At 63.9% G+C, this 25,255-nt stretch carries 25 protein-coding genes and 1 riboswitch; of the genes, 11 read left to right on the forward strand and 14 right to left on the reverse strand.

The annotated features are described in order from the left end of the window. The 5 genes from AC1D75_RS26725 to AC1D75_RS26745 all read right to left on the reverse strand — a co-directional run bounded on the left by AC1D75_RS26725 (position 1) and on the right by AC1D75_RS26745 (position 4,928). Positions 1 to 1,626, reverse strand: a complete 1,626-nt coding sequence (locus AC1D75_RS26725) for an ABC transporter substrate-binding protein (protein ID WP_495518330.1) — start codon at positions 1,624 to 1,626, stop codon at positions 1 to 3. Continuing rightward, positions 1,623 to 1,772 (reverse strand): hypothetical protein, encoded by a 150-nt coding sequence (locus AC1D75_RS26730; protein ID WP_495518331.1) that lies wholly within the window; start codon positions 1,770 to 1,772, stop codon positions 1,623 to 1,625. Before AC1D75_RS26730 ends, AC1D75_RS26725 begins: the two co-directional genes overlap by 4 nt. Further along, positions 1,769 to 2,878, reverse strand: coding sequence for an LLM class flavin-dependent oxidoreductase (locus AC1D75_RS26735; protein WP_495518332.1), 1,110 nt, complete (start codon positions 2,876 to 2,878; stop codon positions 1,769 to 1,771). The genes AC1D75_RS26730 and AC1D75_RS26735 overlap by 4 nt, the downstream gene beginning before the upstream one ends. Before the next feature lie 84 nt (positions 2,879 to 2,962). After that, positions 2,963 to 4,030: an LLM class flavin-dependent oxidoreductase gene (locus AC1D75_RS26740; RefSeq protein WP_495518333.1), complete on the reverse strand. Its 1,068-nt coding sequence runs from the start codon at positions 4,028 to 4,030 to the stop codon at positions 2,963 to 2,965. 32 nt (positions 4,031 to 4,062) lie between these two features. After that, positions 4,063 to 4,157: riboswitch (SAM riboswitch) on the reverse strand. A gap of 306 nt (positions 4,158 to 4,463) precedes the next feature. Beyond that, entirely contained in the window at positions 4,464 to 4,928 is a 465-nt protein-coding gene (locus tag AC1D75_RS26745) for a MarR family winged helix-turn-helix transcriptional regulator (RefSeq protein WP_495518334.1), read from the reverse strand. Between the two features lie 135 nt (positions 4,929 to 5,063). Between AC1D75_RS26745 and AC1D75_RS26750 the strand changes: the two genes are divergently transcribed. From AC1D75_RS26750 to sigJ, 4 genes are read left to right on the forward strand one after another with little or no spacing between them, the layout of a single operon-like run. Next, positions 5,064 to 5,576: a VOC family protein gene (locus AC1D75_RS26750; RefSeq protein ID WP_495518335.1), complete on the forward strand. Its 513-nt coding sequence runs from the start codon at positions 5,064 to 5,066 to the stop codon at positions 5,574 to 5,576. Between the two features lie 44 nt (positions 5,577 to 5,620). Further along, complete coding sequence (locus AC1D75_RS26755) at positions 5,621 to 6,394, forward strand: pirin family protein (protein ID WP_495518336.1); 774 nt, start codon at positions 5,621 to 5,623, stop codon at positions 6,392 to 6,394. 25 nt (positions 6,395 to 6,419) lie between these two features. Then, a complete protein-coding gene (locus AC1D75_RS26760) occupies positions 6,420 to 7,511 on the forward strand; it encodes a maleylacetate reductase (RefSeq protein WP_495518430.1) in 1,092 nt (363 codons plus the stop codon). Further along, positions 7,511 to 8,482 carry an RNA polymerase sigma factor SigJ gene (gene sigJ, locus AC1D75_RS26765; protein WP_495518337.1) on the forward strand — a complete coding sequence of 324 codons (972 nt, stop codon included), beginning with the start codon at positions 7,511 to 7,513 and terminating at the stop codon, positions 8,480 to 8,482. The genes AC1D75_RS26760 and sigJ overlap by 1 nt, the downstream gene beginning before the upstream one ends. Here sigJ and AC1D75_RS26770 read toward each other — a convergent pair. The 3 genes from AC1D75_RS26770 to AC1D75_RS26780 all read right to left on the reverse strand — a co-directional run bounded on the left by AC1D75_RS26770 (position 8,407) and on the right by AC1D75_RS26780 (position 11,714). Next, positions 8,407 to 9,003: a carboxymuconolactone decarboxylase family protein gene (locus AC1D75_RS26770; protein WP_495518338.1), complete on the reverse strand. Its 597-nt coding sequence runs from the start codon at positions 9,001 to 9,003 to the stop codon at positions 8,407 to 8,409. The genes sigJ and AC1D75_RS26770 overlap by 76 nt on opposite strands. A gap of 90 nt (positions 9,004 to 9,093) precedes the next feature. Then, positions 9,094 to 10,593, reverse strand: coding sequence for a flavin-containing monooxygenase (locus tag AC1D75_RS26775; RefSeq protein ID WP_495518339.1), 1,500 nt, complete (start codon positions 10,591 to 10,593; stop codon positions 9,094 to 9,096). Beyond that, complete coding sequence (locus AC1D75_RS26780) at positions 10,590 to 11,714, reverse strand: FO synthase (protein ID WP_495518340.1); 1,125 nt, start codon at positions 11,712 to 11,714, stop codon at positions 10,590 to 10,592. The genes AC1D75_RS26775 and AC1D75_RS26780 overlap by 4 nt, the downstream gene beginning before the upstream one ends. 128 nt (positions 11,715 to 11,842) lie before the next feature. Between AC1D75_RS26780 and AC1D75_RS26785 the strand changes: the two genes are divergently transcribed. Beyond that, the gene (locus tag AC1D75_RS26785; protein ID WP_495518431.1) at positions 11,843 to 13,198 is read left to right on the forward strand and encodes a ClC family H(+)/Cl(-) exchange transporter; all 1,356 of its coding nucleotides are present in this window, start codon (positions 11,843 to 11,845) and stop codon (positions 13,196 to 13,198) included. Positions 13,199 to 13,220: 22 nt separating this feature from the next. Here AC1D75_RS26785 and AC1D75_RS26790 read toward each other — a convergent pair whose 3' ends face one another. After that, positions 13,221 to 13,919 carry a GNAT family N-acetyltransferase gene (locus tag AC1D75_RS26790; RefSeq protein ID WP_495518341.1) on the reverse strand — a complete coding sequence of 233 codons (699 nt, stop codon included), beginning with the start codon at positions 13,917 to 13,919 and terminating at the stop codon, positions 13,221 to 13,223. Next, positions 13,916 to 14,770: a ParA family protein gene (locus AC1D75_RS26795; protein ID WP_495518342.1), complete on the reverse strand. Its 855-nt coding sequence runs from the start codon at positions 14,768 to 14,770 to the stop codon at positions 13,916 to 13,918. The genes AC1D75_RS26790 and AC1D75_RS26795 overlap by 4 nt, the downstream gene beginning before the upstream one ends. Positions 14,771 to 14,991: 221 nt before the next feature. On the opposite strand from AC1D75_RS26795, the gene AC1D75_RS26800 reads away from it, so the two are divergent. Beyond that, complete coding sequence (locus AC1D75_RS26800; RefSeq protein WP_495518343.1) at positions 14,992 to 16,233, forward strand: TY-Chap domain-containing protein; 1,242 nt, start codon at positions 14,992 to 14,994, stop codon at positions 16,231 to 16,233. Between the two features lie 56 nt (positions 16,234 to 16,289). On the opposite strand, the gene AC1D75_RS26805 is transcribed toward AC1D75_RS26800, so the two are convergent. Next, the gene (locus tag AC1D75_RS26805; protein ID WP_495518344.1) at positions 16,290 to 17,000 is read right to left on the reverse strand and encodes an alpha/beta fold hydrolase; all 711 of its coding nucleotides are present in this window, start codon (positions 16,998 to 17,000) and stop codon (positions 16,290 to 16,292) included. 25 nt (positions 17,001 to 17,025) lie between these two features. Here AC1D75_RS26805 and AC1D75_RS26810 point away from each other — a divergent pair, with 25 nt between their 5' ends. After that, complete coding sequence (locus AC1D75_RS26810; RefSeq protein ID WP_495518345.1) at positions 17,026 to 17,160, forward strand: hypothetical protein; 135 nt, start codon at positions 17,026 to 17,028, stop codon at positions 17,158 to 17,160. Between the two features lie 197 nt (positions 17,161 to 17,357). Beyond that, positions 17,358 to 18,176, forward strand: a complete 819-nt coding sequence (locus AC1D75_RS26815) for an alpha/beta fold hydrolase (protein WP_495518346.1) — start codon at positions 17,358 to 17,360, stop codon at positions 18,174 to 18,176. 67 nt (positions 18,177 to 18,243) lie between these two features. Here AC1D75_RS26815 and AC1D75_RS26820 read toward each other — a convergent pair whose 3' ends face one another. After that, positions 18,244 to 19,566, reverse strand: coding sequence for a uracil-xanthine permease family protein (locus AC1D75_RS26820; protein WP_495518347.1), 1,323 nt, complete (start codon positions 19,564 to 19,566; stop codon positions 18,244 to 18,246). Between the two features lie 191 nt (positions 19,567 to 19,757). On the opposite strand from AC1D75_RS26820, the gene nhaA reads away from it, so the two are divergent. Then, the gene (gene nhaA / locus AC1D75_RS26825) at positions 19,758 to 21,083 is read left to right on the forward strand and encodes a Na+/H+ antiporter NhaA (RefSeq protein ID WP_495518348.1); all 1,326 of its coding nucleotides are present in this window, start codon (positions 19,758 to 19,760) and stop codon (positions 21,081 to 21,083) included. A 212-nt stretch (positions 21,084 to 21,295) separates the two neighbouring features. Further along, positions 21,296 to 22,357 carry a DUF2776 family protein gene (locus tag AC1D75_RS26830; protein ID WP_495518432.1) on the forward strand — a complete coding sequence of 354 codons (1,062 nt, stop codon included), beginning with the start codon at positions 21,296 to 21,298 and terminating at the stop codon, positions 22,355 to 22,357. A gap of 124 nt (positions 22,358 to 22,481) precedes the next feature. On the opposite strand, the gene AC1D75_RS26835 is transcribed toward AC1D75_RS26830, so the two are convergent. Both AC1D75_RS26835 and AC1D75_RS26840 read right to left on the reverse strand, forming a co-directional pair. Continuing rightward, positions 22,482 to 22,697, reverse strand: coding sequence for a LuxR C-terminal-related transcriptional regulator (locus AC1D75_RS26835; RefSeq protein ID WP_495518349.1), 216 nt, complete (start codon positions 22,695 to 22,697; stop codon positions 22,482 to 22,484). Positions 22,698 to 23,117: 420 nt separating this feature from the next. After that, positions 23,118 to 23,876: a DUF8548 family protein gene (locus tag AC1D75_RS26840; RefSeq protein ID WP_495518350.1), complete on the reverse strand. Its 759-nt coding sequence runs from the start codon at positions 23,874 to 23,876 to the stop codon at positions 23,118 to 23,120. A 58-nt stretch (positions 23,877 to 23,934) separates the two neighbouring features. On the opposite strand from AC1D75_RS26840, the gene AC1D75_RS26845 reads away from it, so the two are divergent. Next, positions 23,935 to 25,038: an HNH endonuclease gene (locus AC1D75_RS26845; protein WP_495518351.1), complete on the forward strand. Its 1,104-nt coding sequence runs from the start codon at positions 23,935 to 23,937 to the stop codon at positions 25,036 to 25,038. The last annotated feature ends 217 nt before the right edge of the window (positions 25,039 to 25,255 follow it).

Raw genomic sequence — 25,255 nt, forward strand, 5'->3', positions numbered from 1 at the left:
TCAGTTCCCGGAGATCCAGGTATCGAAGAACACAAGTCTTGCCGACGCGTCGAACTTGACGCCTTCCGTGTTCGACGCGGTACCGATGACCTGTGACAGTTCGGTCGTGGGGATCCAGAGCCCGTCCGAGATGACCTGCTCCTGCGCGGTGGCGAGCAGGACGTCGCGCTGCGCTTTGTCCGTCGTCGCAAGCTGCTCGGTGAGCGCCTCATCGAGCACCGGGATCGGGCCACGCCGATTCAGGTTGCGGCTCTCGAGTCCAAAGGTCGTTCGCAGGATGTCGCCATCGGCGCGAGTGCTGTTGTAGTACAACGCGTCGTAGTCTCCACTGCCCTGCAGCGCGGTGAACTCCGCATTCGAGAGGAGCCCGAGCTGCAGGTCGATCCCAACGGCCTTCAGCTGTTGCTGGACCAACTCGAGAATTGCCTGATTGCCGGTGAACACAGCACTGAACGAGAGCGTGAAGGAGAGCTTCTGGCCATCCTTCTCCCGGATTCCATCGCTACCTTCGACCCACCCGGCCTGGTCCAGAATCGAGCGTGCCTTGTCCTGGTCGAAGGTCACCTCCGACGACAGGTCCGTGTACCCGGGGGTATTCGCGGCCAGGGCACTGGTCGCGACATTGAAGTCGTCACCAAGGACGGTGTCGACAAGTTCTTGACGGTTGATGGCCGGGATGATCGCCTGCCGCACAGCCGGATCGGTGAGTACTCCACGAGTCACATTGGGCTGGAATCCGAACGTGATGCCCGGATTCGGCGTGGTGAGAACCTGGCCGCCGACCGCCTCGATCTGTGGCGCGTCCTGGGGCAGCGCGTCACTGACCGCGTCGAGCTGATCGGACGACAGCGATCCCGTGCGCACACCCGACTCGGGGATCACCGTGAAGTCGATGCGGTCGAGATATGCCTCGCCGGTGTGCGCGAATACCGGTGAGCTCCAGTTGTAACCGGCGCGCTTGGCCAACGACACCGACCGATCCTGCTGCCAGTCCGAGTAGGTGAACGGGCCGCTGCCGATATTGGTTCCCAGGCAACGCTCTTCGACGGTCTGAGCGACGGTGGCATCGGCCTGCAGGCCGAGCTGCGATGTCGATGTGGCCTGCAGGAACTGCGCGTTCGGTGTGCTGAAATCCACCTTGGCCGTCAGCGGGTCGAGCACCGTTGTTCCGGTATATCCGGACAGATAACTCGAGGCCAACGGGGTTTTCGCGGCACCGAGCGCGAGAATGGAGTCGAAGTTCTTCTTCACCGACTCCGCGGTGAGCGGCGTGCCGTCACTGAACGTCACGCCGTCGCGGAGCTTGAAGGTGAAGGATTTTGCATCCGGGCTGATCTCCCAGCTCTCCGCCAGCCACGGCGTGATGTCGCCGGTCTGGGGATCCTGGTCGGTCAGGGAGTCCACCACCTGGCGGGTGACGTAGATCGTCTGATTGCTGGCCCCCTGTGCCGGATCCGAACAGATCGGCGCCCCGGACAGTCCGTAACGCAGGGTTCCACCCGGCGTGGCGGGGCCGGCGTCGCCCTCGCCACCGGAGGCGTCGGACCCGCAGGCACTGAGCAGGGTTCCCGTCATCAGTGCAGCGCCGAACACGGCGAGTAGCGGTCGGGACACACGTGCATTCATCGATTTCCTCCGTCGATCCTGGCGGTAGCACGCTGCTGCGGCGAAGCGGCGGCTGCTTCACCCGCTGTCAGCTCACTGATGAGGTTAAACCGTTGCGTCCCAATATCTTCAATAAAATCAGCTTGGTTTTGAACCAACTCGATCACGCCGCACCCTGGATGTTTCTGTCGCGCTTTGCGACTTCCTCACGAACGATCGGAATCACATACCGGCCGAAGTCGATCGCGTCGTCGAGCAGGTGGTAGCCACGGGCCGAGAGGATCTCGATCCCGAGGTCGTGGTATTCGAGCAGCGCGGCCGCCACCGTCTCCGGAGAACCGACCAGCGCATTGGAATTTCCGCCGCCCCCGGTTGCCTTGGACGTCGCCGTCCATCCCGCGGCTCCGAAACGGTCGACTGAATCAGCGATCTCGAGCAGACGCTGGGAACCGGCGTTCTGAGGCGATGTCAGGGAGAATCCGCGTGGGAACTGGGTGGCACCGGCCGCACGGGCATTGAGCTGACCGAGTATCGATTCCGCCTTCCGCCAGGCCAATTCGTCGGTCGGCGCGATGATCGGCCGGAACGCGACCTGTAGCCGCGGGCGATCCGCACGACCTGCAGCCTTCGCGGACGCGGTGATCGACGCGATCTGCTCGGCCGTGTTCTCGACGGGTTCACCCCACAGCGCATAGATGTCGGCCTCGGCGCCGCCGACCGCATAGGCCGCCGCCGACGACCCACCGAAGGAGATGTCGGGCCGAGGCTGCGCAACCGGGAAGACATCGGAGACGAAGTCGTTGAATCGGTAGTAGGTGCCGTCGTGGTCGAACGGTTCGCGACTGGTCCAGGCCTTCTTGACGACCTGGATGTACTCCCGGGTGCGTTCGTACCGTTGGTCTTTCGACAGGAAGTCACCCTCCCGCTGCTGTTCGGTGTCGTTGCCACCGGTGATGAAGTGCACCGTCACCCGGCCCCCGGAGATCTGGTCGAGTGTCGCGAAGGTCTTGGCGGCGAATGTCGGATACGAGACATTGGGACGGTGCGCCAGCAGGATCTCGATGCGTTCGAGGTTGCTCGCGATGTACGAAGCGGCCGCCGCGGGTTCAGGAGTACCGGCACCATAGGCGAACAGGATCCGGTCCCACCCGAAATCCTCGTGTGCACGAGCGAGTTTGAGCGTGTACTCCCGGTCGAACGAACCGGCGGTGGTACGAGGATGGATCTCGGTGCCGTCATTCGTGGCAGCGATCCCCAGGAACTCTACTGGCATGTTTGTCCTTTTCGACGAATTAGATGAAGCGGGCGAAGGTGCGCCTGCCGACATGCATCGACGGCGGGACCCGGGTCGAAGCGGTCATGACAGCACTTCCAACGCGGCGGGTGTGGAGATGGGGCGACTCGGGATCTCACGCCTGAGCACCGGGGCGATCTCGGACTGGAAGAGTTCGAGGGAATCGCGATGCTGGGAGTCGGTGAGGCCGCTGGCATCAGCGTGCAGATGCATGACCTCATGGCCGAATTTCTCGTGATACCGCAACACTTTGTCGATCACCTGCTGCGGGCTCCCGAGCAGCAGCGAGCTGCGTTCGATGGCGTCTTCGAGGGTCGGAAACACCAGCGGCAGACCGAATGACCCGAGTCTGGCCATGGTGGCATCGAAGATCGGGCGGTATGTGTTGATCGCATCCTGCGAGTTCTTGGTGGCGTAGTACCCGGCCGATCCCGCACCTACGAGGGCATCGGCCGGATCGTGCCCGTAAGCCGCCCACCGCGCTCGGTAGTAATCGATCAATTCCGCATAGGGTTCGATCGGGTTGGTGACATTGGCCGAGAACAACGGATCCCCGTAAAACGCTGCCAGATCCACTGATTCACGGCTGGTGGCGCTGCCGTGCCAGACGCGGATCTTTTTCTGCAGCGGACGGGGTAGCGCCTCCGCGTCGGTCAACGATGGTCGGTACTTGCCCGTCCAGGTGATGGTGTCGTCCTGCCACAACCGTCGGAAGAGTTCGTACCCTTCCCGGTTGCGCTCCCACTGGTCGGCCTCGGTGACGTGGAACAGCTTGGCCTGCGCGGCACCGTTGCCCTTGCCGATCATCAGTTGCAGTCGGCCACCGGAGAGGTTGTCGAGGGTCGAGTAGTCCTCGAAGGCCCGCACCGGATCGAGCAAACTGAGCGTTGTCACCGCGGTGAACAGTGCGATCGTCGAAGTCCGTGCGGCGATGTTACTGAGAACCACCGGTGGCGACGAGGAGATGAACGGCCTCTCGTGCCGCTCGCCGACCCCGAAGCCGTCGAAGCCCAATTCCTCTGCGAGAACCGCGTTGTCGATCACTTCTCGAAACCGCTGCGCCGGTGACACGGTCTCGCCGGACAACGGGTGAGGCGTGTGGGTGATCAGACTGATCAACAGAAACTTCACCCGGACTCCTGAACTGATGGCATGACACACAACCTTCATCGGTCCCGGCAGTAGCACCCGCACCCGCCGAGGCGGGGGGTTGCTGCGACGTCAGCGAGCCGGGTCTCTCAGTCGCTCTTGATGATCCTTGTGCACAGTAGGCCGGTGCCCATAACGCGTCAAACGATGAATCAACTTGCCCGACAGACGGTGTGAGTCACCTCGGTGCCGTGGCCAGGGATGCTCGGCTCCCCCGACGAACGGACCGATGGACCTTTCCGAAGCATTGCCGCAGCACAACAGCCTTCAGAGCGATCCGGCCTGCCCGCGGCGATCGCAGGCGTGCAGCACGACGCGTCACGATCACCCGCCGCGTACACGATTAGATTCAGCCGGGTTCAAACCCCCCGTCATCAACGATCGCGGGGCTGACGGTGTCGACTGAACGGGCCGCCTACTCGGGCGCCTGCAGTAGGTGCTCGCGGGTCTCGGCGAATGCTCGCCCCAACACGGCAACGTCGCTCGGACTGAGGAGGTCGAACATGTTTCGCCTCACCTCGGCGACATGTCCGGGGCTCGCCGACGTCAGCTTCTGCATCCCGGCGTCGGTCAATTCCGCCATCATGCCGCGTTTGTCGTCTTCGCATTCGACGCGACGCACCCATCCGGCGTCAACCAGACGACCGATCGCCCTGGTGGCGCCGCTTCTTGTGGTCGTGATCGCATCAGCCAGATCCCGCATGCGCAGTCGGCGTTGCGGCGCCTCGGACAGGATCACCAGCAATTCGAAGTCGGTGAACGACAAACCCGCATCCCGGGCCAGCTGCTGATCGAGTGTCCGCAGCAGCAACCGGGTGGCATCCAGGTATGCGCGCCATGCCTGCTGCTCGTCCTCACTGAGCCACTGTGTTGGTTCCACGGCTAGAGCATAACCAAAGTAGTTGACAAAGCAACCAGTTGCGGTACGCTACCGAAGTAGTTGACGACGCAACCATTTACCTATGGCAACTCGAAGCGCACACTGGATGAAGACCCCGCACCGAAAGGACCGGCCATGAGCACCGCCGACACCGACGAGAAGCGCCTGCAGGAATATGCGGGCAAGCGTGAGGCGATTCGCGCCAAACACCTGGTACCTGCCGAATCCCGGCCCGCCTCCTCGGCGCGCGGCCTGCACCACACCGCACTGGTCAGCAGCGACGTCGAACGGACCGTGCGCTTCTACCAGGATCTGCTCGAGTTCCCACTGACCGAACTCATCGAGAACCGCGACTACCCCGGATCGTCGCACTTCTTCTTCGACATCGGCAACGAAAACCTGTTGGCGTTCTTCGACTTTCCCGGCCTCGACGTCGGCCCGTACCAGGAAGTCCTCGGCGGGCTGCATCATGTCGCGATCAGCGTCGAGCCGCAGCGCTGGAAACACCTGCGCGACAAACTGATCGACGCAGGCGTCGAACTCATCGAACACAGCGAGGTGTCGCTGTACTTCCGCGACCCCGACGGGGCCCGCCTCGAACTCATCGCCGATCCCCTCGGCGAGATGTACGGCTCTCACGTTCTCTAGACCGGCTTTCTTGCGATAGCGCTCCATTCGAAAGGCCCCCACCGATGACCACAGCAACACCTCCCACCCGCTTCGACGTCCGTCGTGCCGACAGCCGCTTCACGACCAACGCCGGTTGGCTCGACTCCAAACATTCCTTCTCATTCGGCCCCCACTACGACCCGGCCAACACCCACCACGGTGTGCTGATGGTCAACAACGACGACATCGTCCTGCCCCGGCAAGGTTTCGACACCCATCCCCATCAGGACATGGAGATCGTCACCTGGGTTCTGCAGGGTTCCCTGGTCCACCAGGACTCCATGGGACACAACGGCGTGATCTACCCCGGCCTGGCACAGCGGATGAGCGCAGGCACCGGGATCATGCATTCGGAGAAGAACGATGTCTGGCGCCAAGACAGTGCCGACCAGACCCACGATCCCGTCCATTTCGTCCAGATGTGGGTCGTCCCTGATGAAGCCGGCATCACACCGGGCTACGAACAACTGGAGATCGACCACGAATTGTTGTCCGGCGGATTCGTTCCGGTGGCCTCGGGCATGCCGCAGTACGTCGACCATTCGGCGATCCGCATCAAGAACCGTTACGCCACCATGCACGTGGCGAGGATGTCCCCCGGACAACATCCGCTGACACTGCCCGACGCCCCCCTGCTGCACGTCTTCGTCCCACGCGGCGACGTCGCGATGGAGAGTGTCGGGGACCTCGGCGATGGCGACGCGGTCCGCGTCCACGGCGGTGGCGGGCAACAATTGACCGCCACCTCCGATGCCGAGGTCATCGTGTGGGAAATGCATGCCGCGATAGCGGCCTGAAGGCACCGGGCACGTGGCAGACCCGATCCGAACCTTCACCGATCCCGGCCCGCCGTCGCGGATCGTGTTCGGCAGCGGCACCCTGGCCACCGTCGGTGACGAGGTCGGCAGGCTCGGCGGCAGTCGGGTTCTGCTGCTCGCCGGGCCGCGGCTCGAGTCCCTGGCCACCGAGCTGACGCACCAGCTGGGCACTGCGCTCGTGGCGCGCTTCGACGGCGCGGTCATGCACACGCCGCTGGAGGTCACCGAGCGCGCGATGGGGCTGGCCGAAGCGGCAGACGTCGACTGTGTGGTGGCGATCGGCGGCGGTTCGGCAACAGGACTATCGAAGGCGCTGGCAGTGCGCGGCGGATACGACCAGATCATCGTTCCGACCACCTATGCCGGCTCCGAGGTGACGCCGGTACTCGGCGAAACCATCGACGGGGTCAAGACCACACGCAGTTCGCCTGCCATCCTGCCCGAGACCGTCATCTACGACGTCGACCTGACCATGGATCTGCCTGCCGCGATCACACTCACCAGCTCGATCAATGCCCTGGCGCATGCGGTCGAGGCCCTGTACTCGGCCGACGCCAATCCGGTCACCGACCTCATGGCACTCGACGCCGTCACGGCCATCAACCACGCGCTCCCCCGTGTGATGGCCGATCTCCATGACGCACAGGCCCGATCCGACCTGCTCCGCGCCGCCTGGCTGGCCGGCAGTTGCCTCGGATCTGTCGGAATGGGCCTGCACCACAAGCTCTGTCACACCCTGGGCGGCAGTTTCGGCCTGCCCCACGGGCCGACGCATACCGTCGTGCTGTCGCATGTCATGGCCTACAACACCCCCGCCGCACCGGAGACGATGGAACGCATCGCCAATGCCATGGGGGTGCCCGATGCGGCGGCAGGCGTCTACGACCTGGTGGCGGGGCTCGGCGGGCCGCGCTCACTTCGCGAACTCGGATTCGACCCCGAATCCATCGACCGGGCAAGCCGTTTGGCCACCGCCAAGCCGTATCCGAACCCGAGGCCGGTCACCGTGGCCGGCATCGCTGAACTCCTGCGCGATGCCACCGTCGGACGCCGACCATCCACCGAGTCCACACGGACCGGATCGACCCTGCAGTGATGGAGAATCTCGGGGAACGTTTCGAAGAGCAACGCAGTCGGCTGCTGTCGGTGGCATATCGGATCACCGGCAGCATCAGCGATGCCGAAGACGCGGTTCAGGAGTCCTGGTTACGTCTCGATGCCGCCGAGCACAATGCGATCGACGATCTCGGCGCCTGGCTGACCACCGTGGTCGGCCGGATCTGTTTGGACCGCCTCAAGTCCGCCGCCGCAACACGCGAAAGTCATGTGGGCCAATGGCTTCCAGAGCCGGTAGTGACCCGCATAACCCCCGAATACGACGACCCCCTGCACGCTGTCATCGCAGCCGAAGACAGTCGTTACGCCGCGATGGTGCTGTTCGAAACCCTCACCCCGGCAATGCGCGTCGCCTTCGTCCTGCACGACGGATTCGGCGTTCCCTTTGCCGACATCGCCGAGATCCTCGGCTCCTCGACCGCGTCGGCACGTCAACTCGCCTCGCGGGCCCGCCGAACCGTCTCCGACATCCCGGCCCCGGTCAGCGACACCGAACAGGCCGAAGCCGTCGGTCGCCTCGTCGCGGCGATGGCAGCCGGCGACATGGACGCGGTGTTGGCCGCACTGGATCCGGACGCGATGATCGTCGGCGACGCCAACCGCACAACACCCACCGCGGTCAAGGCGATTCGCGGCGCCGCCGGAGTCGCCCGATTCCTGTTCTGGCTTCTGCGCCGCTACGGACCTGACGTCCTTGCCCTGCAGATCCCGGTCCGGGTCAACGGTGAACTCGGAACCTATTCCGCCGGCTGGGAGGTCGAGGGCGATCGTCGCGCCTCACCGGCCCGGGTTGTCTGCTTTGTGGTCCGCGACGGCCTGGTCGTGTCCATCTACGACATCGCCGATCCGGCCAAACTGGTAGCGATCGATGGCGCTCAGCTCGTGCCGGACTCCGGGGCGGCCTCACCCACGGCCCAGGGCACCCGACACGAATCGGTCGAGAATCCCTGATCGGTCACACCCAGCGCCGCATACATCCGGGAGCGCTGGTTCTCCAGCGAGATCTGGTAGGTCAGCTCGATCAGTCCGTCGGTTCCGAATCGCTCCCGTAGGTCATCGACCTGCTCGTCGGTGACCGTGGGCGGCGTCGCTGTCACGGCATCGGCGTAGGCGATCGCGGCCCGTTCGTCGTCGCTGTAGGACGGTGACGTCTCGTAGTCGGCGATCTGCTGCAAGCGGTCGATGTCGAGGTCGTCGTGCTTCTGCAGCATGGTGCCGAAGTCGATGCACCAGGAGCAGCCGACAACCCACGCGGTGCGGTAGACGGCGATCTCGCGAATGTTGGGTGGCAACACCTTTGACGCTCGCTCCACCGCACTTTCGTGTACCCCCGACGCCATGAACAAGCCCCGGTGGTGTGCCAGGATCGCAAAGGGTTCGGGCACCGACCCGAACCGGCGCGAGGCGTATCGATACACACCCTTGACGATCAGCCCAGCGTCTTGTGGCGCCAATGCCGGTATCCGTGCCATGTCTGTTCCTCCCATCCGTCGGCGCGATGTGCGCCTCTATGGGGTAGACGAGATAGCAGGCGAAAACGTGACAGATCCGCGAAAAAGTACTCAGACCGGGAGGTCGACCGAGTCCGGCGCCCACAACCGTTCGTAGTGATACGGGTCGAAGGTTCCGTTCCGTTCCCGGAACGAGCGGCCGGTTCCGGGCCAGAGCAGCGTGAGCCGGCGACTGGTCGGATCGAGGTACCAGCTGCTGCATCCGCTGAGCCACACCGTCGACGCACTGCGTTCGTCGATCTCCCGGGTGTAGGCCTGTTCGGCGGCGGCCGTCACCTCCACCGCCCGGGTTCCGCTGTCGTTGAGGTGATCCAGTGCGCCGAGCACATAGTCGATCTGGGTTTCGATCATGTAGATCGCCGAGTTGTGGCCCAGCGCCGCGTTCGGCCCGTCGAGTACGAACATGTTGGGGTATCCGCTGATGGCCGTGGACGCATACGACACCATCCCGGCCTGCCAGTGCTCCGAGAGCCGTTCCCCGTCGACCCCGACGATCCGGGTCGCGAACTCCGGGCGGGCCGCCGAGAAGCCGGTCGCCATCACCACGGTGTCGAGCTCATAGGCCTTCCCACTGGCCGCCACGGCCCGGGCGCCGTCGAACTGCGCAAGCGCCGACGGCTCGAGCGCGACGTTCGGCCGGGTCATGGTGGGAAAGAAGTCGTCGCTCAACAGGATTCGCTTGCAGCCGATTTCGTAGTGCGGTGTGAGATCGGCGCGCAGTTCCGGATCGGCGACCTGCGCGTGGAGATGACCCAGCGCCCGGTCGCGAATCTGGTCGATGTCGGGGTGCAGGCCGCGACGCTGGCCAAATGCCTTGTCCGCCTCGGTGAACAGCTCTTCACGAAGGCGATCGGCATTGGCCTTCACCCGTAGTTCTTCGCGCTCGGCCGCGCTGTACTGCCGGTTGCCGCGCGGGACCACGTACGGCGCGCTGCGGGAGAAGACCACCAGCTCCTGCGCCCGCTGCGCCAGTTCCGGGACCAGCTGGATCGCCGAGGCACCGGTACCGACCACACCGACCCGGGCACCGTCGATCGGTGCCGTGTTGTCCCAGCGCGCGGTGTGAAAAACACTGCCCGGGTAGGCATCCATGCCCGGGATCGGCGGAACGAGGGGGTCTGCCAGACGCCCCACCGCGACCACCAGCACCCGAGCCCGGAGCTCACCGGCCGTTGACGAGACCGCCCAGCACAATTCATCGGGCAGCCACCGTGTCTGGGTCACGTCGACACCGAGGTGCAGATGCGGCAACAGCCCTTCCTCGGCGGCGGCCTGCTCGAGGTAGCTGTGGATCTGATCGCCTGCGGCAAACAGCGATTCCCAGTCACCCGGGGGGCGGAACGAGAACGAGTACACGTGCGAGGGCACGTCGCAGGCCACACCCGGATACCGGTTGTCCCGCCAGGTGCCGCCGACCGCGTTCTCCCGTTCGAGGATCACAAAACTCTCGTCACCGCGTCGAGCGGTGCGGATCGCCATCCCGAGCCCGGCAAACCCGGCCCCCACGATCGCGACGTCGACGTAATCGGGCAACAGTTGCGGGCCGGTCATGCAAAAACCCGACGCAGGACGTCGCGGCGTTCGGCCGGAGGCGAGCCGTAGGGCGTGGTGCGTTGCCGGACGGTTCGCCCGAGGTCCGCGGCCAGGCTCTCCACATCCGAGGGCAGCAGCTGTCTGCCGCTTTCCGGGCCTGCACTCGGCATCAGCGTCCCGTCGATCAGGACGCCTCCCACATCATCGGTACCGCCGCGCAGCACCGCGGTGAGCGCCTCCGCATCGAGTTTTGTCCATGCCGCCTGGATGTGATCGAACGATTCCTGCAGCATCAGGCGCGCCACCGCATGCACCGCCCGCGTCTCGCGGAAGGACGGACCACGGGTCGCCACCTCGCGCAGATGCGGCGGAGCGAGCTCCGGCAACATCGGCATCAGGATGAGTTCGGTGAAACCACCGGTCCGCGCCTGGATCTCGCCCAGCAGTCGCAGATGCGCAACCTGCTGTTCCGGCCGTTCGAGATGGCCGTAGAGCAGCGTCGCGGTGGACTTGAGGCCCACCTCATGTGCGGTGGTGATCGTCTCGACCCACGTCCGGACCGGCAGTGCCTGACCATTCGGCGAAAGCGCTTCACGGACCGAGTCATCGAGCACCTGGGCGGCGGTCCCCGGAACAGTGCTCACCCCGGCGGCGCGCGCAGCCAGAAGGAAGTCCCGGACGGTGATACCGAGGCGGTCGGCGGCATCGATGACCTCGGGTACCCGGTAGGCGTGCAGATGCATCTCGGGTGCGACAGCCCGGATGCGTTCGACCACTGTCAGATAGTCGCTCGCCGGCCGCGTCTGGGGCACCGGACCCTGCATGCAGATCTCGGTGGCGCCGAGCGTCCAGGCTTCGGTCACGAGGTCCTCGAGTCGCGGCGACGCGACGAGGTCGAGCACGGCACCGGTGTCGAAGTTCCGGTTGGCAACAAATGTGAGTTCGTCGCCGACTGCCTTCTGACGGGCGGAATCTGCCAATTCGCACAGTTCGTTCAGCTCGTCGCCCTGCGCTTGCAGCAGCAAAATCCATTCGGCATCGTCGAGCGGTGCCGAACCATCAGCGATTCGGCGCAGCGCTGGGCGCACCGTGGACCCGGGGAGCCGAGTGTCTTCGGCCCAGGACCTTCGCGTCGTCATCCTTCGACTCTAGAACCGGACCACGACCGGTGTTCGCCGCAGGTACACCTCAGGCACCCACGTGTCGGGACGACGGTCCGGGCGTGGTGGGCAACTAGAGTTACCGCAAAGTCGGCGATCCAGTGACAATCACCACGTCACAGCGGGAGAGGGCAGGCAAGTTGGCGGAATCTCGAGCGGTTTCCGACGATGGTCTCGAGTCGGTTCGCGGGATCGGGATCCTCTGCGTCCTGGCTGTTGTCTGCGGGATCTTGATCGGATTCATCGGCGGCGCATTCCGCTGGTGCCTGCGCGAAGCCGACCGGTGGCGCGGCGACATGCTCGAGTGGGCGCATGAACTGCCCGGGCCGGGCTGGCTCGTCCCGGTTGCCGTCACCGCCACCGGCGCCGGACTGGCCGCGCTGATCGTCCGATGGGTCCCACTGGCAGCGGGCAGCGGTATCCAGCACGTCGAGGCTGTCTCCCGTGGCGAAGCCGAGCCCCCACCATTGCGGGTGCTGCCCGCGAAGTTCATCGGCGGTCTGCTGTCGATCGGATCCGGACTCATCTTGGGCAGGGAGGGCCCGACCGTGCACATGGGGGCGGTGATCGGCGCCGAAGCCGGCCGCCGCGCTCGGCTCGACGACGGTGACTCCCGCCTGATGCAGACTTCGCTGGCCGGCGCCGGACTCGGCGTTGCGTTCAACGCCCCGATCGGGGGCGCGTTGTTCGTGTTCGAGGAGGTGACCAAGTCCTTCCGCCTCCGCACGGCCATTCCGACATTGTTGGCCGTTGCGGTCGGCGTGGGCTGTTCACGGATCATCCTCGGCGACCACCCCGATTTCGCGGTCAGGGCCGTCGACTCCCCTTCGATCACGCTGCTGCCGGTGTTCGTGGTCTTCGGCCTTCTCACAGGTTTGCTCGGGGTCTTCTACATCAGGCTGGTGCTCGGCTCACTCGATCTTCTTGCACGCTTCCCCGCCATCCCGAAACCAGTGAAAGCAGCCGCCATCGGCGCGGTCATCGGCGGACTCCTGGCGGTCGAACCGCTCGCGGCAGGTGGCGGTGATGACCTGGCACAGAGGTTGATCGGTGGCGGCAGCATGGCGCTGACCGCGGTCGCCGGCTACCTCGCGGTCCGATTGTTCGCCGGCCCGTTGTCGTACGCAGCAGCCACGCCCGGCGGCCTGTTCGCTCCGCTACTCGCAGTCGGCGCCCTCTGGGGTGTCCTATTCGTCGGTGTCGCAGACATTTTCGTGCCGGGCGTGGACTCGTCACTCAAAATCGCCATGGCCATCGTCGGTATGGCGGCATTTTTCGGCGCCGTGGTCCGGGCCCCGCTCACCGGGATGGTGATCGTCATCGAGATGACCGCGATCACATCGGTCACGGTCCCGATGATCGCCGCGACCGCGATGGCCGTGGTGGTCGCGCAGTTCGCGGGGTCACAACCGATTTACGACAGCCTCCGCGAACGAATGCTCCAGTCCAGGCCTCACGCCTGAGGGCGCACCAGGTCTATGGCGATCAGATCGCACTCAAGCCGGTGGCCACCAGTCGCCGTCGCTCACGAAAACCGAGACGTCTGTACAGCTCGATCGCTGATGTGTTCGTGGTCGCCGCATGCAGGAAGGCCTGTTCATCGCGGGCTTCGATCTGCCCGACCAGAGTGTGGACGAGTCGCGCTGCCAACCCTTGCCCCCGATGGCTGTGGGCCGTACAGATCGCGCTGATCTCGGTCCACCCGGGCACACGCATCCGCTCCCCCGCCATCGCCACCAGTTGTCCCCTGTCGCGGATACCCACATAGGTACCGAGTTCGATGGTCCGGACCGCAAACGGTCCGGGCTTGGTCGCGGCGGTCAGTTCCAACATCTCCGGCACGTCGGCCGCACCCAGGACCACGGCGTCCGGATCGCCTGCACCACTGACATTGTCGGCCACCATCTGCACGAGATCGACTGTGGTGGCCGGCCAATACTCGGGTACCTCGTACGGGTCGACGCTGAACAGGATCGCCCCGGATGCCACCGCCAGTGCTGCCGCCGACGCCCAGTCGTCAGGGGTGGGGTCGGCCGGGATCGACATGAACATCGAGACGTCCGGCTCGAATCGCCTCACCCGACCCCGGACCTGCGACACATTTGCATGAAACCCGTTGAGCGAAGCACCAATCGGGTCATCGAGGGCGAGCTGGTCGGCTACTGGTGCCGGTTGCGGTGTCATAGTTTCCGTTCTGCCTCCACCATCAGATTCCTTGTCAGTCCCCGGAACTGATCGAACTGGCCGTGCGTGCCGTATTTGATCTTCAACGTCGAGTACACCTGAAACTCCGCCGCACCCGCAATCGAATTGGACTCCGGCAGGTAGTTCGGCAGCACATTCTGGATGTTCGGATCACGTCGCAGCTTCATGATCGTCGACTGGTGGACCGTCGAGTTCGCACGCATCTTGGTGATCACCACACCGAGTTCCACGATCTGGCGGCCTATCTCGTCGCTGAACTCTTTGACCCGCCGCTGGATCTGCGGGATTCCATGGGTGGACAACACATCCGGGATGGCCGGGATGATGTAGCCGTCGGCCATCGCCAATCCGTTGAGTGTGATCGGACCGACGTTGGGTGGGCAATCGACCAGGATGTAGTCGTACGAGTCGCGGATCGGCGCAATCGCGTCCCGGACAATGGTGACCGCGGCCAAGGTGTCGTCGGCCCGGACCCGCAGTGCGCTGACCTCTTCCTGGACTTCGATGAGGTCCAGCGACGACGGCAACAGGTCGAGGCCCTGCACCGTCCCCACCGAGGACACCGACCGCTGTACCGCGGTCCCGACAACAAAGTCACTGGTGCCGTCCAGTGCGTCGTTGAACAGTGTCGCCAGCGTCCGGCCGGCCCCATTCAGCTCTGACCAGCGCTGCTCACCGATCATCATCGTGGTCAGGTTGATCTGCGAATCGAGGTCGACGAGCAGTACCCGCTGCTTGAACTCACCCGCCAGGATTTCCGCGACCCCGGCAGTCACCGTCGTTTTACCCACGCCCCCTTTGAGGCTGATGGTCGCGATCACCTTGGCCATGCGGATGCTCCCTACAGCCGATTCACCGAACTGGCGTTGCGATCCACTTACGACGGAGAGGCCCAGCTCACACCTCGATCAAAGTTCAGAGTCTCCGTCTGACCAGCTCCGATACCTGGTTGTCGGACCTTGCCGATAACCTAAAACGAGCTCAATGACCGTAACGATCAGATGCGCTATAGGGTCTCAGGCATACGGTCCAGCAACAGTCAGGAGCAACCATGACCGATCCGATCGACTTCGACAGTTCGATGGACGATTCGTGGGCTCGATTCCGGCTGTCCCTGGCCGACACCCTCGCCGATCTGAAGCACGGCGAGCGCCATGTCCTCGACCGGCCCGACCCGGCATTTGAAGAGCATGCGCAGGCGCTCACCTTCACCGTCACGCGCGCAGGCCGCATTCGCTGCGGGCTGTCGTCGGAATTCCCGCGGTATCTCTGGCCTGCCAACAGCGAGGCCTCTGCGGCCCTGCTCGAGCGCGGCTGGCGCGAACTCACCTCAGGTGAGTTCATGCTGACAGTCGGTCGTCGCCACGTCGACAAACTGGCCGTAGAGGCCACCTCGTTGATCCGGGAGCACTGGCAGGTGGTCCATCCCGCGTTCTTCGACCGGCCCGCCCTGGGCAGCGACGACGACGGGGCGCCACCAGCAGACGTTTCGGTCCGACCGAGCGGTCCGGCCCATCTACAGGCCCTGGTCGAGGGAGTCCTCGCCCAGGTGACCTGCGACCCCATCACAAAAGACCACGATGGGGACATCACCTTCACGCTCGGTGGCCTCACCTCGTGGCTGCGTGTGCGGGCCACCGGGTCATACATCGATCTGTTCACGATGCTCGCGCCGGACATCGACACGAACCCACACGTGCGTGCAGTGTTCGATCTCCATGGGCCGCACTGGCCCGAGATCGACTTCGTCGTCTCCCGCAACCATGCCGTGGCCCAGATCAGCATCGACGCGAAGGTGTTCACACCCTCAGCCGTCGAGGACGCCCTGCATACCTGGTTCAAGTTCATGCGTATCGGTGCCGGCCTGATCGCGCGCGAGATCGCCTGCGCAGGCGTGACAGGCGAAGTCGCGGCGGCATCAACTGATCCAGCCGACCTCTATGACGGCCTACCGCCCGCCCTGATGGTCCTGCTGCACCTCGATCCGGAGGGCACCGGCACCCTGGCCCCACACGAGGTTGCCGAGATCTGCGACTACGACCGCGACGCGATCCTGAGGTATCTCCGGATCAGCACCGACGAGGCAATCTCCTGGCGTCGCGCCGCCGACGACGCCGCAGAACGTGGCGACCGGGACGAGGCCCGCGCCTGCCTCCACGAGGCCGACGGGTGGACCCAGACCAAGGAAACCTTGCGGGCCGGTCTACGTGCGGTGGTGTTGCCCGACAACCCAACACGGCGGCGCAAGAGTCTGCCGACATCCCCCGACGTAGAGGCACTCCGGCCAGACTGACCTCGTCGGCCGAGCGGCCTCGCTTGCGACGGTCTTCAGCGGTCGTCCGCGTGCATTCATCCCGTCGTCTGTGCGTCGAATCGGGCCAGATCCAGCGCTTCCAGAAAGCCTGCGAAGTCGTCGAAATGAACAACGTGCCCGGCGTCACGGACGGAGCGCACGTCGAATCCGGCGGCGCGCAATTCCGCGGCACGTGCCGCGGGCACCAGGTGGCTCGGATCGGCGAGCACCACAATGGATCGAACAGCCGGCGCAGTCACTCGCGCTGAAGTGAACGAACTCAGACCGTCCAGGATCCGCTCGTCCCACTGCCCGAGCGCGGCCAGTTTGCGAGCCTTGCTCCCCTCACTCCATTTCGGGTACACCACGTCGACATCCTCGGCAGTCCAACCTTTCTGCGCGCGGAACGAGTCCACGACGGCCGGGTCGACCGCCACACTCCAGGCCGGGTCCTCATAAACGGCCACGCCGGGACGCAACACTTCGACGGCATGCGCCAGAACCAACCCACCGAGCGAATGTCCCAGCGCCAGCGCCGGTTCCGCCGGCACCGCGTCCAGAACTGCATCCACCAGCGCCTCGACCGAATACTCGTCGAGATGCTCACTGTGTCCGTGCCCTGGCAGATCGACGGCATGCACGTTGAAGCCACGACGGGCAAGCTCCGGTCCGACCTCCCACCACGACTCCGACGAGTTGCCGAGGCCATGGATGAGAACCGCGTCGCGATCTCCACTCCCCCACCTTCGGACATTGACCCGAACCATGAAGCACCTCCGCCATAGATCATTCGTGCGTCGGACATTACGGGCAGTTTCGCCCCGGCGAGAAGAGTTCTGCCTCACGCTGGCCGGATGGGTACAGGCCAACGCGGACTTCCTCGGCGGCGACCCTGAACTCCTCGACGAGTCGGCAGGCCCGGCATGACTTCTTCACTGTGGGCGAACCTCCGCAGCGGAGATCGTGCTACCGATATTCGTCCAACCACTCGAGATGCCTTGTCCCAGTGCAACAGCATCGGCAAGCAGCCCGTCCCGAGCAACACGGTCTCATCGCTGGACACGTCCAGAGCACTTTGCTACTACTGAGTGGTCAAGGGGCGCGAGGGGGGCTTGGTGACACCTATGAACCGAGCTGGATCGGGTGAGCCCGTGCTGCTGCTACACGGATACACGCTGTCCCATCATTCATGGCACAGCGTTGTCGACAACCTCTCACGTGACTACGACGTCCTCGCGATGACGATGCCAGGACACTGGGCCGGACCTCGGCTGCGACTGCGCGATGTAGGGGTCCGCGGGATCGCCGATGGCGTGGAACGTGAACTCGACAAGCTCGGTTGGGAAACCTGCCATATAGCCGGAAGCTCGCTGGGCGGAGAGATCGGATTCGAACTCGAACGCCGCGGCCGCGCGAGATCCCTCGCTGCGATAAACCCCAGCGGCGGGTGGAAACGCTTTTCCTACACCGAGTTTCGACTTGGCTTGGTATTCATCGCACAGTTTCCGCTCGCCGCTGCTGCCCGCATGTTCGGGGATCGAGTGACAACTCGCGAGGTCTTTCAACGCCCGATCATCCGAAACTGCGTCCGTGACATGACTGCGGTCGTCCCCGACGACGCGGTGAACACGATCCGCGCAGTTTCTCGCTGTCCCATCTACCTGCCGATGCAACTGGCCTATCTCCGCGATGGACCGCTCACGGACCGAGCCATCCGTCGTGTCACCGCGCCGGCATCGTTGATGCTGTCCGAGTTCGACACCTTCCTCACCCGGAACAAGTGCATGCAGCGACTGATCGATGAACTGCCCGACCACGTCGAAGAGGTCACCCTCTCCGGCGTCGGCCACATTCCGATGCTCGAGAACCCCGAAATAGTTGCTGACGCCCTCCGCGCCCACTTGACCAGGGTGGCTGGTCAACAACCCTGGCAAGCATCCTGATCCGCTGGGCTACAGGGCTGACCGGACGATAAAGGCACCGCCGACGGTCGGCCACTGCGCGCCCGCCCTACTCCACGTCGGCCTTGTCCACCACAACTGTTCCGCGCCAGCCGCCGACCACGCGCATGACGTGGTAGATCAGCAATGCCGCAATGGCTCCGAGCGCGATTCCACCGAAGCTCAAATCGCCGATGGTCCAAGAGAAATCAGCGATGGCTATCACGAGTGCGATGGCTGCGGTGAACTGGTTGACGGGCTTGGAGAAGTCCACCTTGTTGGTCACCCAGATATGCACTCCCAGGATTCCGACGAGGCCGTACAGCGCGGTGGTCACACCACCGAGGACACCCGGCGGAACCGATGCGATGACCGCACCCACCTTCGGCGACATACCCAGCAACACGGCGGCGATGCCTGCCACCCAATAGGCAGCTGTCGAGTACACCTTGGTGGCCGCCATGACACCGATGTTCTCGGCGTAAGTCGTTGTGGCAGAACCGCCACCGCTACCCGCCAAGACCGTGGCGATACCATCGGCGGCCAACGCCCGACCGATCTTGTGGTCGTAGTTGATGCCGGTCATGGTGTTGATCGACTTGACGTGCCCGATGTTCTCGACCACCAGCACCAACACAACCGGCAAGAACATCGGCAGCACGGACAGATGGAACGTCGGCGGCTGAAAGTCGGGCAGGCCAACCCAATCGGCGGCTCCGATGGGATCGGTGTCGACCTTGTCGCGAACCAGTGCAAACAAATAGCCGATGACGACACTGGTGAAAATCGCGAGCCGTCCGAGCAAGCCCTTGAACAACACCAGCGAGGCGATCAGCAGCACCAGGACCAGCGTGGCCGTAACCGCATCCTGCTCGTAGTTCGACTTGGCGGTCGGCGCGAGATTCAGGCCGATCAGCGCGACGATGGTTCCGGTCACGATCGGCGGCATCAAAGCGTGGATCCAGCCGGTGCCCGCGAATTGCACCACCACGCCGATGACGATCAGTACCGCGCCCACCATCACGATGCCGCCCAGCGCCGACCCGTGACCATGCGAGGCCGTCGCGGCGAGTACCGGTGCGATGATCGCAAAACTCGAACCGAGGTAGCTCGGCAACTGGTTGCGCGTGATGAGCAAGAACAGGATCGTGCCGATGCCGGAGAAGAGCAGCGTCGTCGCCGGCGGGAATCCGGTGAGGACCGGCACCAGGAAGGTCGCACCGAACATGGCCACCACGTGCTGCAATCCGATGCCCACCGTGCGCGGCCACGACAGCCGTTCCTGCGGTGCAACCACCTCGTTGCTACCGACCAGCGACCAGCCGAACAGCGGTGACCGGGCATCAGTCACCGCTTTGCCGGACTCAGCCGGCCTCAGATCTTCCTCAGACATGGGCAACAGTCTGCCGCGTGAGCAGCCGATCGATGCCACCGCCTCTGATTCCTGCGCCACCTGCTGATGCCCATTTGCCAGGCGGTAACGTTACCGGCGGTGTGCCGGGAAGTCTGGTCGGCCGCGTGCTCATACCGTCGATCGATGGTTCGTACGTGTCGCCCTTCGCCGACCCATGGATAGGACACAACGTGTCAGCACAGGACCGAAAAACCCCATCGCCACTCTTTGCCCGCGGCTCTTGGGCTGAGTCATCGCGCATCGCCGACATCCTCCGCAAAGAAACCATCGGTGGCGCAATCCTGCTGGTGGCTACCGTGGTTGCGCTGATCTGGGCCAATTCGCCGTGGTCCGATTCCTACACCGATCTCAGCGAGTTCCAGGTCGGCACGGACGCACTGGGCGTCCACCTCGACTTGTCCCTGGCCACCTGGGCTGCCGATGGACTGCTCGCGATCTTCTTCTTTGTCGTCGGCCTTGAACTCAAACGTGAATTCGTTGCCGGGGACCTCCGCGATCCGAAGCGTGCGGTCCTTCCGATCGCCGCGGCAGTCGGCGGCATGGTCGTGCCTGCCGTCATCTTTGTGGCGTTCACCGCCCACGTCGGCGACGGCGCCACCGCAGGCTGGGCCATTCCCACCGCGACCGACATCGCGTTTGCGGTCGCCGTCCTGGCAGTGATCTCTACGCATCTACCGGTGGCCCTGCGGACGTTCCTACTCACCCTCGCTGTGGTCGACGACCTCCTTGCCATCACCGTGATCGCCGTCTTCTACAGCGAGGACATCGACCTCGGCGCCCTCGCGCTCGCCGCGATACCGCTGGTGCTGTTCGCCATCTGCGTCCAGCGCCGAATCCGATCCTGGTGGCTGCTCATTCCGCTGGCCGCCCTGACCTGGGTGTTCATCCATGAGTCCGGGATCCACGCCACGGTCGCCGGTGTTCTGCTCGGGTTCACCGTTCCGGTTCTCCGGAGCAAGGCGGCCGGCGGCCCGGAAGCCGGAATCGGTCTGGCCGAGCACTTCGAACACCGAATCCGGCCCATCTCGGCGGGCATCGCCATCCCGATCTTCGCGTTCTTTGCCGCCGGCGTCGCGATCGGAGGTCTCGACGGCCTGACCGATGCGTTGAGTGACCCCATCGCCCTCGGCATCATCTTCGGTCTCGTCTTCGGCAAAGCAATCGGTATCTTCGGCACCACCCGACTGCTGTCGGCGTTCACGCGGGCCTCCCTCGACGCCAGCGTTCGCTGGATCGACGTCCTCGGCATCTCGATACTGGCCGGCATCGGATTCACCGTGTCCCTACTCATCGGTGACCTTGCCTTCGGCCTGGGCTCCGAGCGCGACCAAGTCGTCAAGATCGGCGTGCTGACCGGATCTCTGTGCGCAGCGCTGATCGCATCGGTTCTGCTGCGAGCCCGAAACCGGCACTACCGCAGGATTCAGGAAGAAGAAGAGCGCGACGACGACCACGACGGCATTCCGGACATATACCAAAACAGGGACAATCTCTGAACCGGAATTCCTGACACGAAAGCATCTGCGTATCCGGGAATCCGCCCGCTCCTCGCCCGTTGACGCGAAACGGCTCGACGCTCTTTCCTGCCGTGGTTTACTGCAAATACGGGCTCATGGACCACCGCTCCACCCCAGATGCCCACCTCAGAAGTATCGAGCATCACTCCTAACGGTGTGATTACCGGCAACGCTACGAGGTCGTGAGTGGCATGAATTACTGGATGAGTGTCGTCTTTCGTGCGATCCCGTTGGCCATGGCGGGGGTGTGTATCGGCTACGGCATCTTCATCTGGACGGATGGGGACGCGCCGGGCAACTTCGTCGCCGGCCGGGTGGTCACTTTCCTCGCTGCGATCTGCATCTGCCTTTTTTGTACCGCCGCCACGATTATCCGGCAGTTGATCGGCCGCTTCACCATCATCGACAAGATCTTCTATCCGACGCTCGGATTCCTCGTGGCGATCGGAACGTCCGTCTACGGCATCATCATCTTTGCCGAGGCGGAAGGACAGGGCAAGGAGTATATCGCCGGACACGTCGTCTTCGGCCTCGGGCTGATCAGTGGATGTGTTGCGACGGTCGCGACCGCATCCACCAAGTTCTCGCTCATCCCGCAGAATTCGAGTCAACCGGAGAATGACAAGCACCCGCCCGCCGCGGCGTTTGGAGGGGCATCGGTGCTGGTGTTGTCGCTGATCCCGATGGCGTTGGCCATCACCGCGTGGGTGTTCGCGATCATCAATTTGGTGCAGACCACGACCCCGGGACGGTTCACGGTCGGTCACGTCGTCGCCGGCCTGGCGATGATCTGCACGAGCCTGATCGGCTTGGTACTCAGCATCGTTCGGCAGGTACAGAACACCTATCAGCCGAAGGAACGGACCGTCTGGCCTTGGCTGGTGATCGCCATGGGGTCACTGGGTGTCGTCTGGGGAATTGTTGTCCTCGGCATGAACAGCAAGGAGTACTACCTGACGCCAGGTTTCTTGCTGATCGGGCTGGGACTCGTCTGCTTCAGCATCCTCAGCAAGGTCGCCCTGTTGGCCCTGGTGTGGCGACGGACGTTCAGCCTCGCCAACCGCGTACCCCTCATTCCCGTCCTCACCGCCCTGTGCTGCTTGTTCCTCGCCGCCTTCGTCTTCCAAGGAGCGGTGGACAACTCGAACCTGTTCATCGCCCCTCGTGTGCTCACCGGATTGGGCGCGATCTGTTTCTCGCTCTACTCCATCGTGAGCATCCTGGAGAGCGGCACCTCGTCCGAGGATGAGTAGCCATCAATCGAGCTGCCAACATCGGCCCCGTGGGGTCCGGCGAGGCGTGTAGTCCTTCGCCAGCCTGCGGAGGCCGATGTGGTCGCGTTTTGCCCGACCCGCCAGGGAGTCGTACGAGTCTCGGTCAGAGCTCCTCAACCGTGATGAGACCGTCCTGAAGTGCGCGGGCCAACAGCGACGTCTTCGATGCCGCCGACCGACCGACAGCATCGTATTTGTCACGGATGCGAGCGATGTGGGTGTTCACGGTCGCCGAGGAGATGAACAGCGTGCGGGCAGCAACGTCCTTGGAGTCGCACAAAAGCCACGCACGAAGGACTTCAATCTCCCGCGCACTCAAGCTCGGCCTGGCTACTATCTCGACTGTGGCCTGATTCATCGTGAACATCTTCGATCCGATCATTCGGTCGGCAGCCGACGGATTGACTGCCTGTCTCCCATGAAACTAATGGCACGGTCCGACAACTTCCAGCCAGCCGTTCCGTTGGCCCCAGAACTGGTGTCATCGTTAGCAACGCAAAAAATATGGATGAAAGGTGCTGTCCGCCTTGCATTTGCAGATCGGTCAGCACCCGCGCCCGATCCCTCGCCAACCTAACTATTTGAATTGGAAAGTGTCACTTTAAGGTTCCCGCATCGGGATTCAGCCCTCCCTTCTGGCCCGAACACCAACTCAGCCGCTCATCGAGTTTGGGATGCCAGCCTCCCCGCCACACACCGGACGGTCCCGAAGAACCGCCCGGCGCGTGAGATGCACCCGCTACTCAGTGGCCACCGGCAGGACGGGTTCGCGTACCGGGCGCTTGGACCCCAGCCGCCAGATCGCATGCTCCGTGTGGCCAACTTTCCAATGCTTCTGTGCTGCAACATTACTGATGATCTCGCCCGCCATGGCGGGAGTCACTTCATCAACGGGAAGATCCAAGACGCGCGCAACATAACCGACGATTGCGCGATCGACCTTGACGGCGGAGACACCGGCGAGCGTCAACACATTCGCCCACGTGACACCCGATCGTTGTCCCGGCACCGCGAGCCACGATTTCTTGACCGCGTCGAGGGCATCGGAATCGGCCACGTCGCGCAAGTCGGCCGCAGTATCGATTCCGAGATCGACAAGCCGGCTCGCAACATCGTTGACCGCCTGCGCTTTCAGCGGCGCACCGGGCGTCGACGACGTCGGCCTCCGATTACCGATCGTTGATGCCCACTCCGACGCGTCACCCAACTCGCGAAAAGTCTTGAGTAACTCGGGCGCTCCGTCCTGCGTGATGTCACCACCCTGTGCGGCGCGGTAGATGCCGTACCGCTCGACGATGTTCTCAACGGTCACATGCCGCGCCCCCGTCGAATAGATCGCATCAATGATGCACAGCGCCAACGCTTTCGGATAGACGCGCGGCGCGATCCACTGCGCTGGGTCTCCCAAGTCTCGTTCACACGCGCTCGCGAGCGCACCGACACGAAATTCCACCCCTACAGTCATAATTTCCCCCTTGTTGCCATCGCCCATCCCCATGGGCGACTCGTGCGCGCACCGTATCGCCGGGCACCGACAAGCCGGATACCGTTGCACCGTGCACAACCTCGATGCCCGTGATCCACTCGCACTTGGCCAGCAACTCATGAACGTGCTCGAGGAAGGTCGCCGCGTCGCGACCTACAAGCTCGCGACCCTGCTGGCGTTGCTCGACCATGCCGTCGAGAACACCCCCGTCGACCCGAACGCAGCATTGGATGTTGATCTCGACGACCTCGCCGACCGGGTCATCGCGCTCTATTGGCGGCAAGTCCGAGAACTCGACGGTCACTATCTGAGGCAGTCGACCAACCCGACCGCGCGAATCCCCAACGCAGTGCGCGCGCTCAAGCTCGCCACCTCGCCACCGCGTTTCGAGATAGCGGTGGAGGTCGCCAGCCGCCGTGCGCCAGAGCTCTATTCGTCGACACGCGAAGTAGTGAAACTCACCCTGGTGCAACAGCCGCTGCATCGACTGCAGCGGGTCACGAAGGATCCGGAGCACACCTGTTTTCTCTATGACGACAGTTGGATGCACGACAAGGTGTCCGCCGCAGCCATTGCACAGCAGGGCAACATCATTCGGCTCTTCCCCGGTGTCGGGCACGCGTTGGCTCGACTGTCTGCACTGTTGAAACCTGCCCTGCAGATCGCCTGGGTGGACGATGTTCGACGGCTGAACCCATTCCTCCAGGACGACACCCCGGATCTTGCCGGACACCTCTTCGGCATCGACCGGATCTCACTGGACCGCGCTCGAGGCGTGCTGTATCGGGAATATGGTGCGCAGTGCTTCTACTGCCGCGGCGGTATGGGCACCGGAGCACATGTCGACCATGTACTCCCCTGGTCGCGTGTGGGCATCGACGGCCTCGCCAACCTCGTTCTTGCCTGCCCGAGATGCAACGGAGCCAAGTCGAACCTTCTCCCGGCGCCGGTCCATGTCCACAGTGCGCTCGCACGCGGACAACAAAGGATCGACGCGTTGGCGGCTTCGATTGACTGGCCGAGCCAATACGAGCGGACCGCCGCCGCCGCGCGAGGCCTGTATTCGACGCAGCCACCGAATACCCCGATGTGGCTCGGTCGCGAATCGATCGAACTGCTGCAGCCAGATTTCCAGTGGTCCAATCCGCGAGCGACGTGGTCCACGAACTCCTAGGGCATCTCCGATGCAGCTCCACCCACGATCGGGGCCGCGACGGCGGTCAATAAGTGAGACACCCGCTCACGATGTGAGCTGAAATACATCCGCGACCGTGAACGCGGGGTGCACTGATCAGACATAACGTTTGACACATAGAGTGTCAAAGTCAACGAGGACCGTCGGATCGCGACGGTGATCGATCAATGAACCCATTTGGTGTGAGGGGTAGCCG

This window comes from Williamsia sp. Y712, assembly GCF_059445525.1.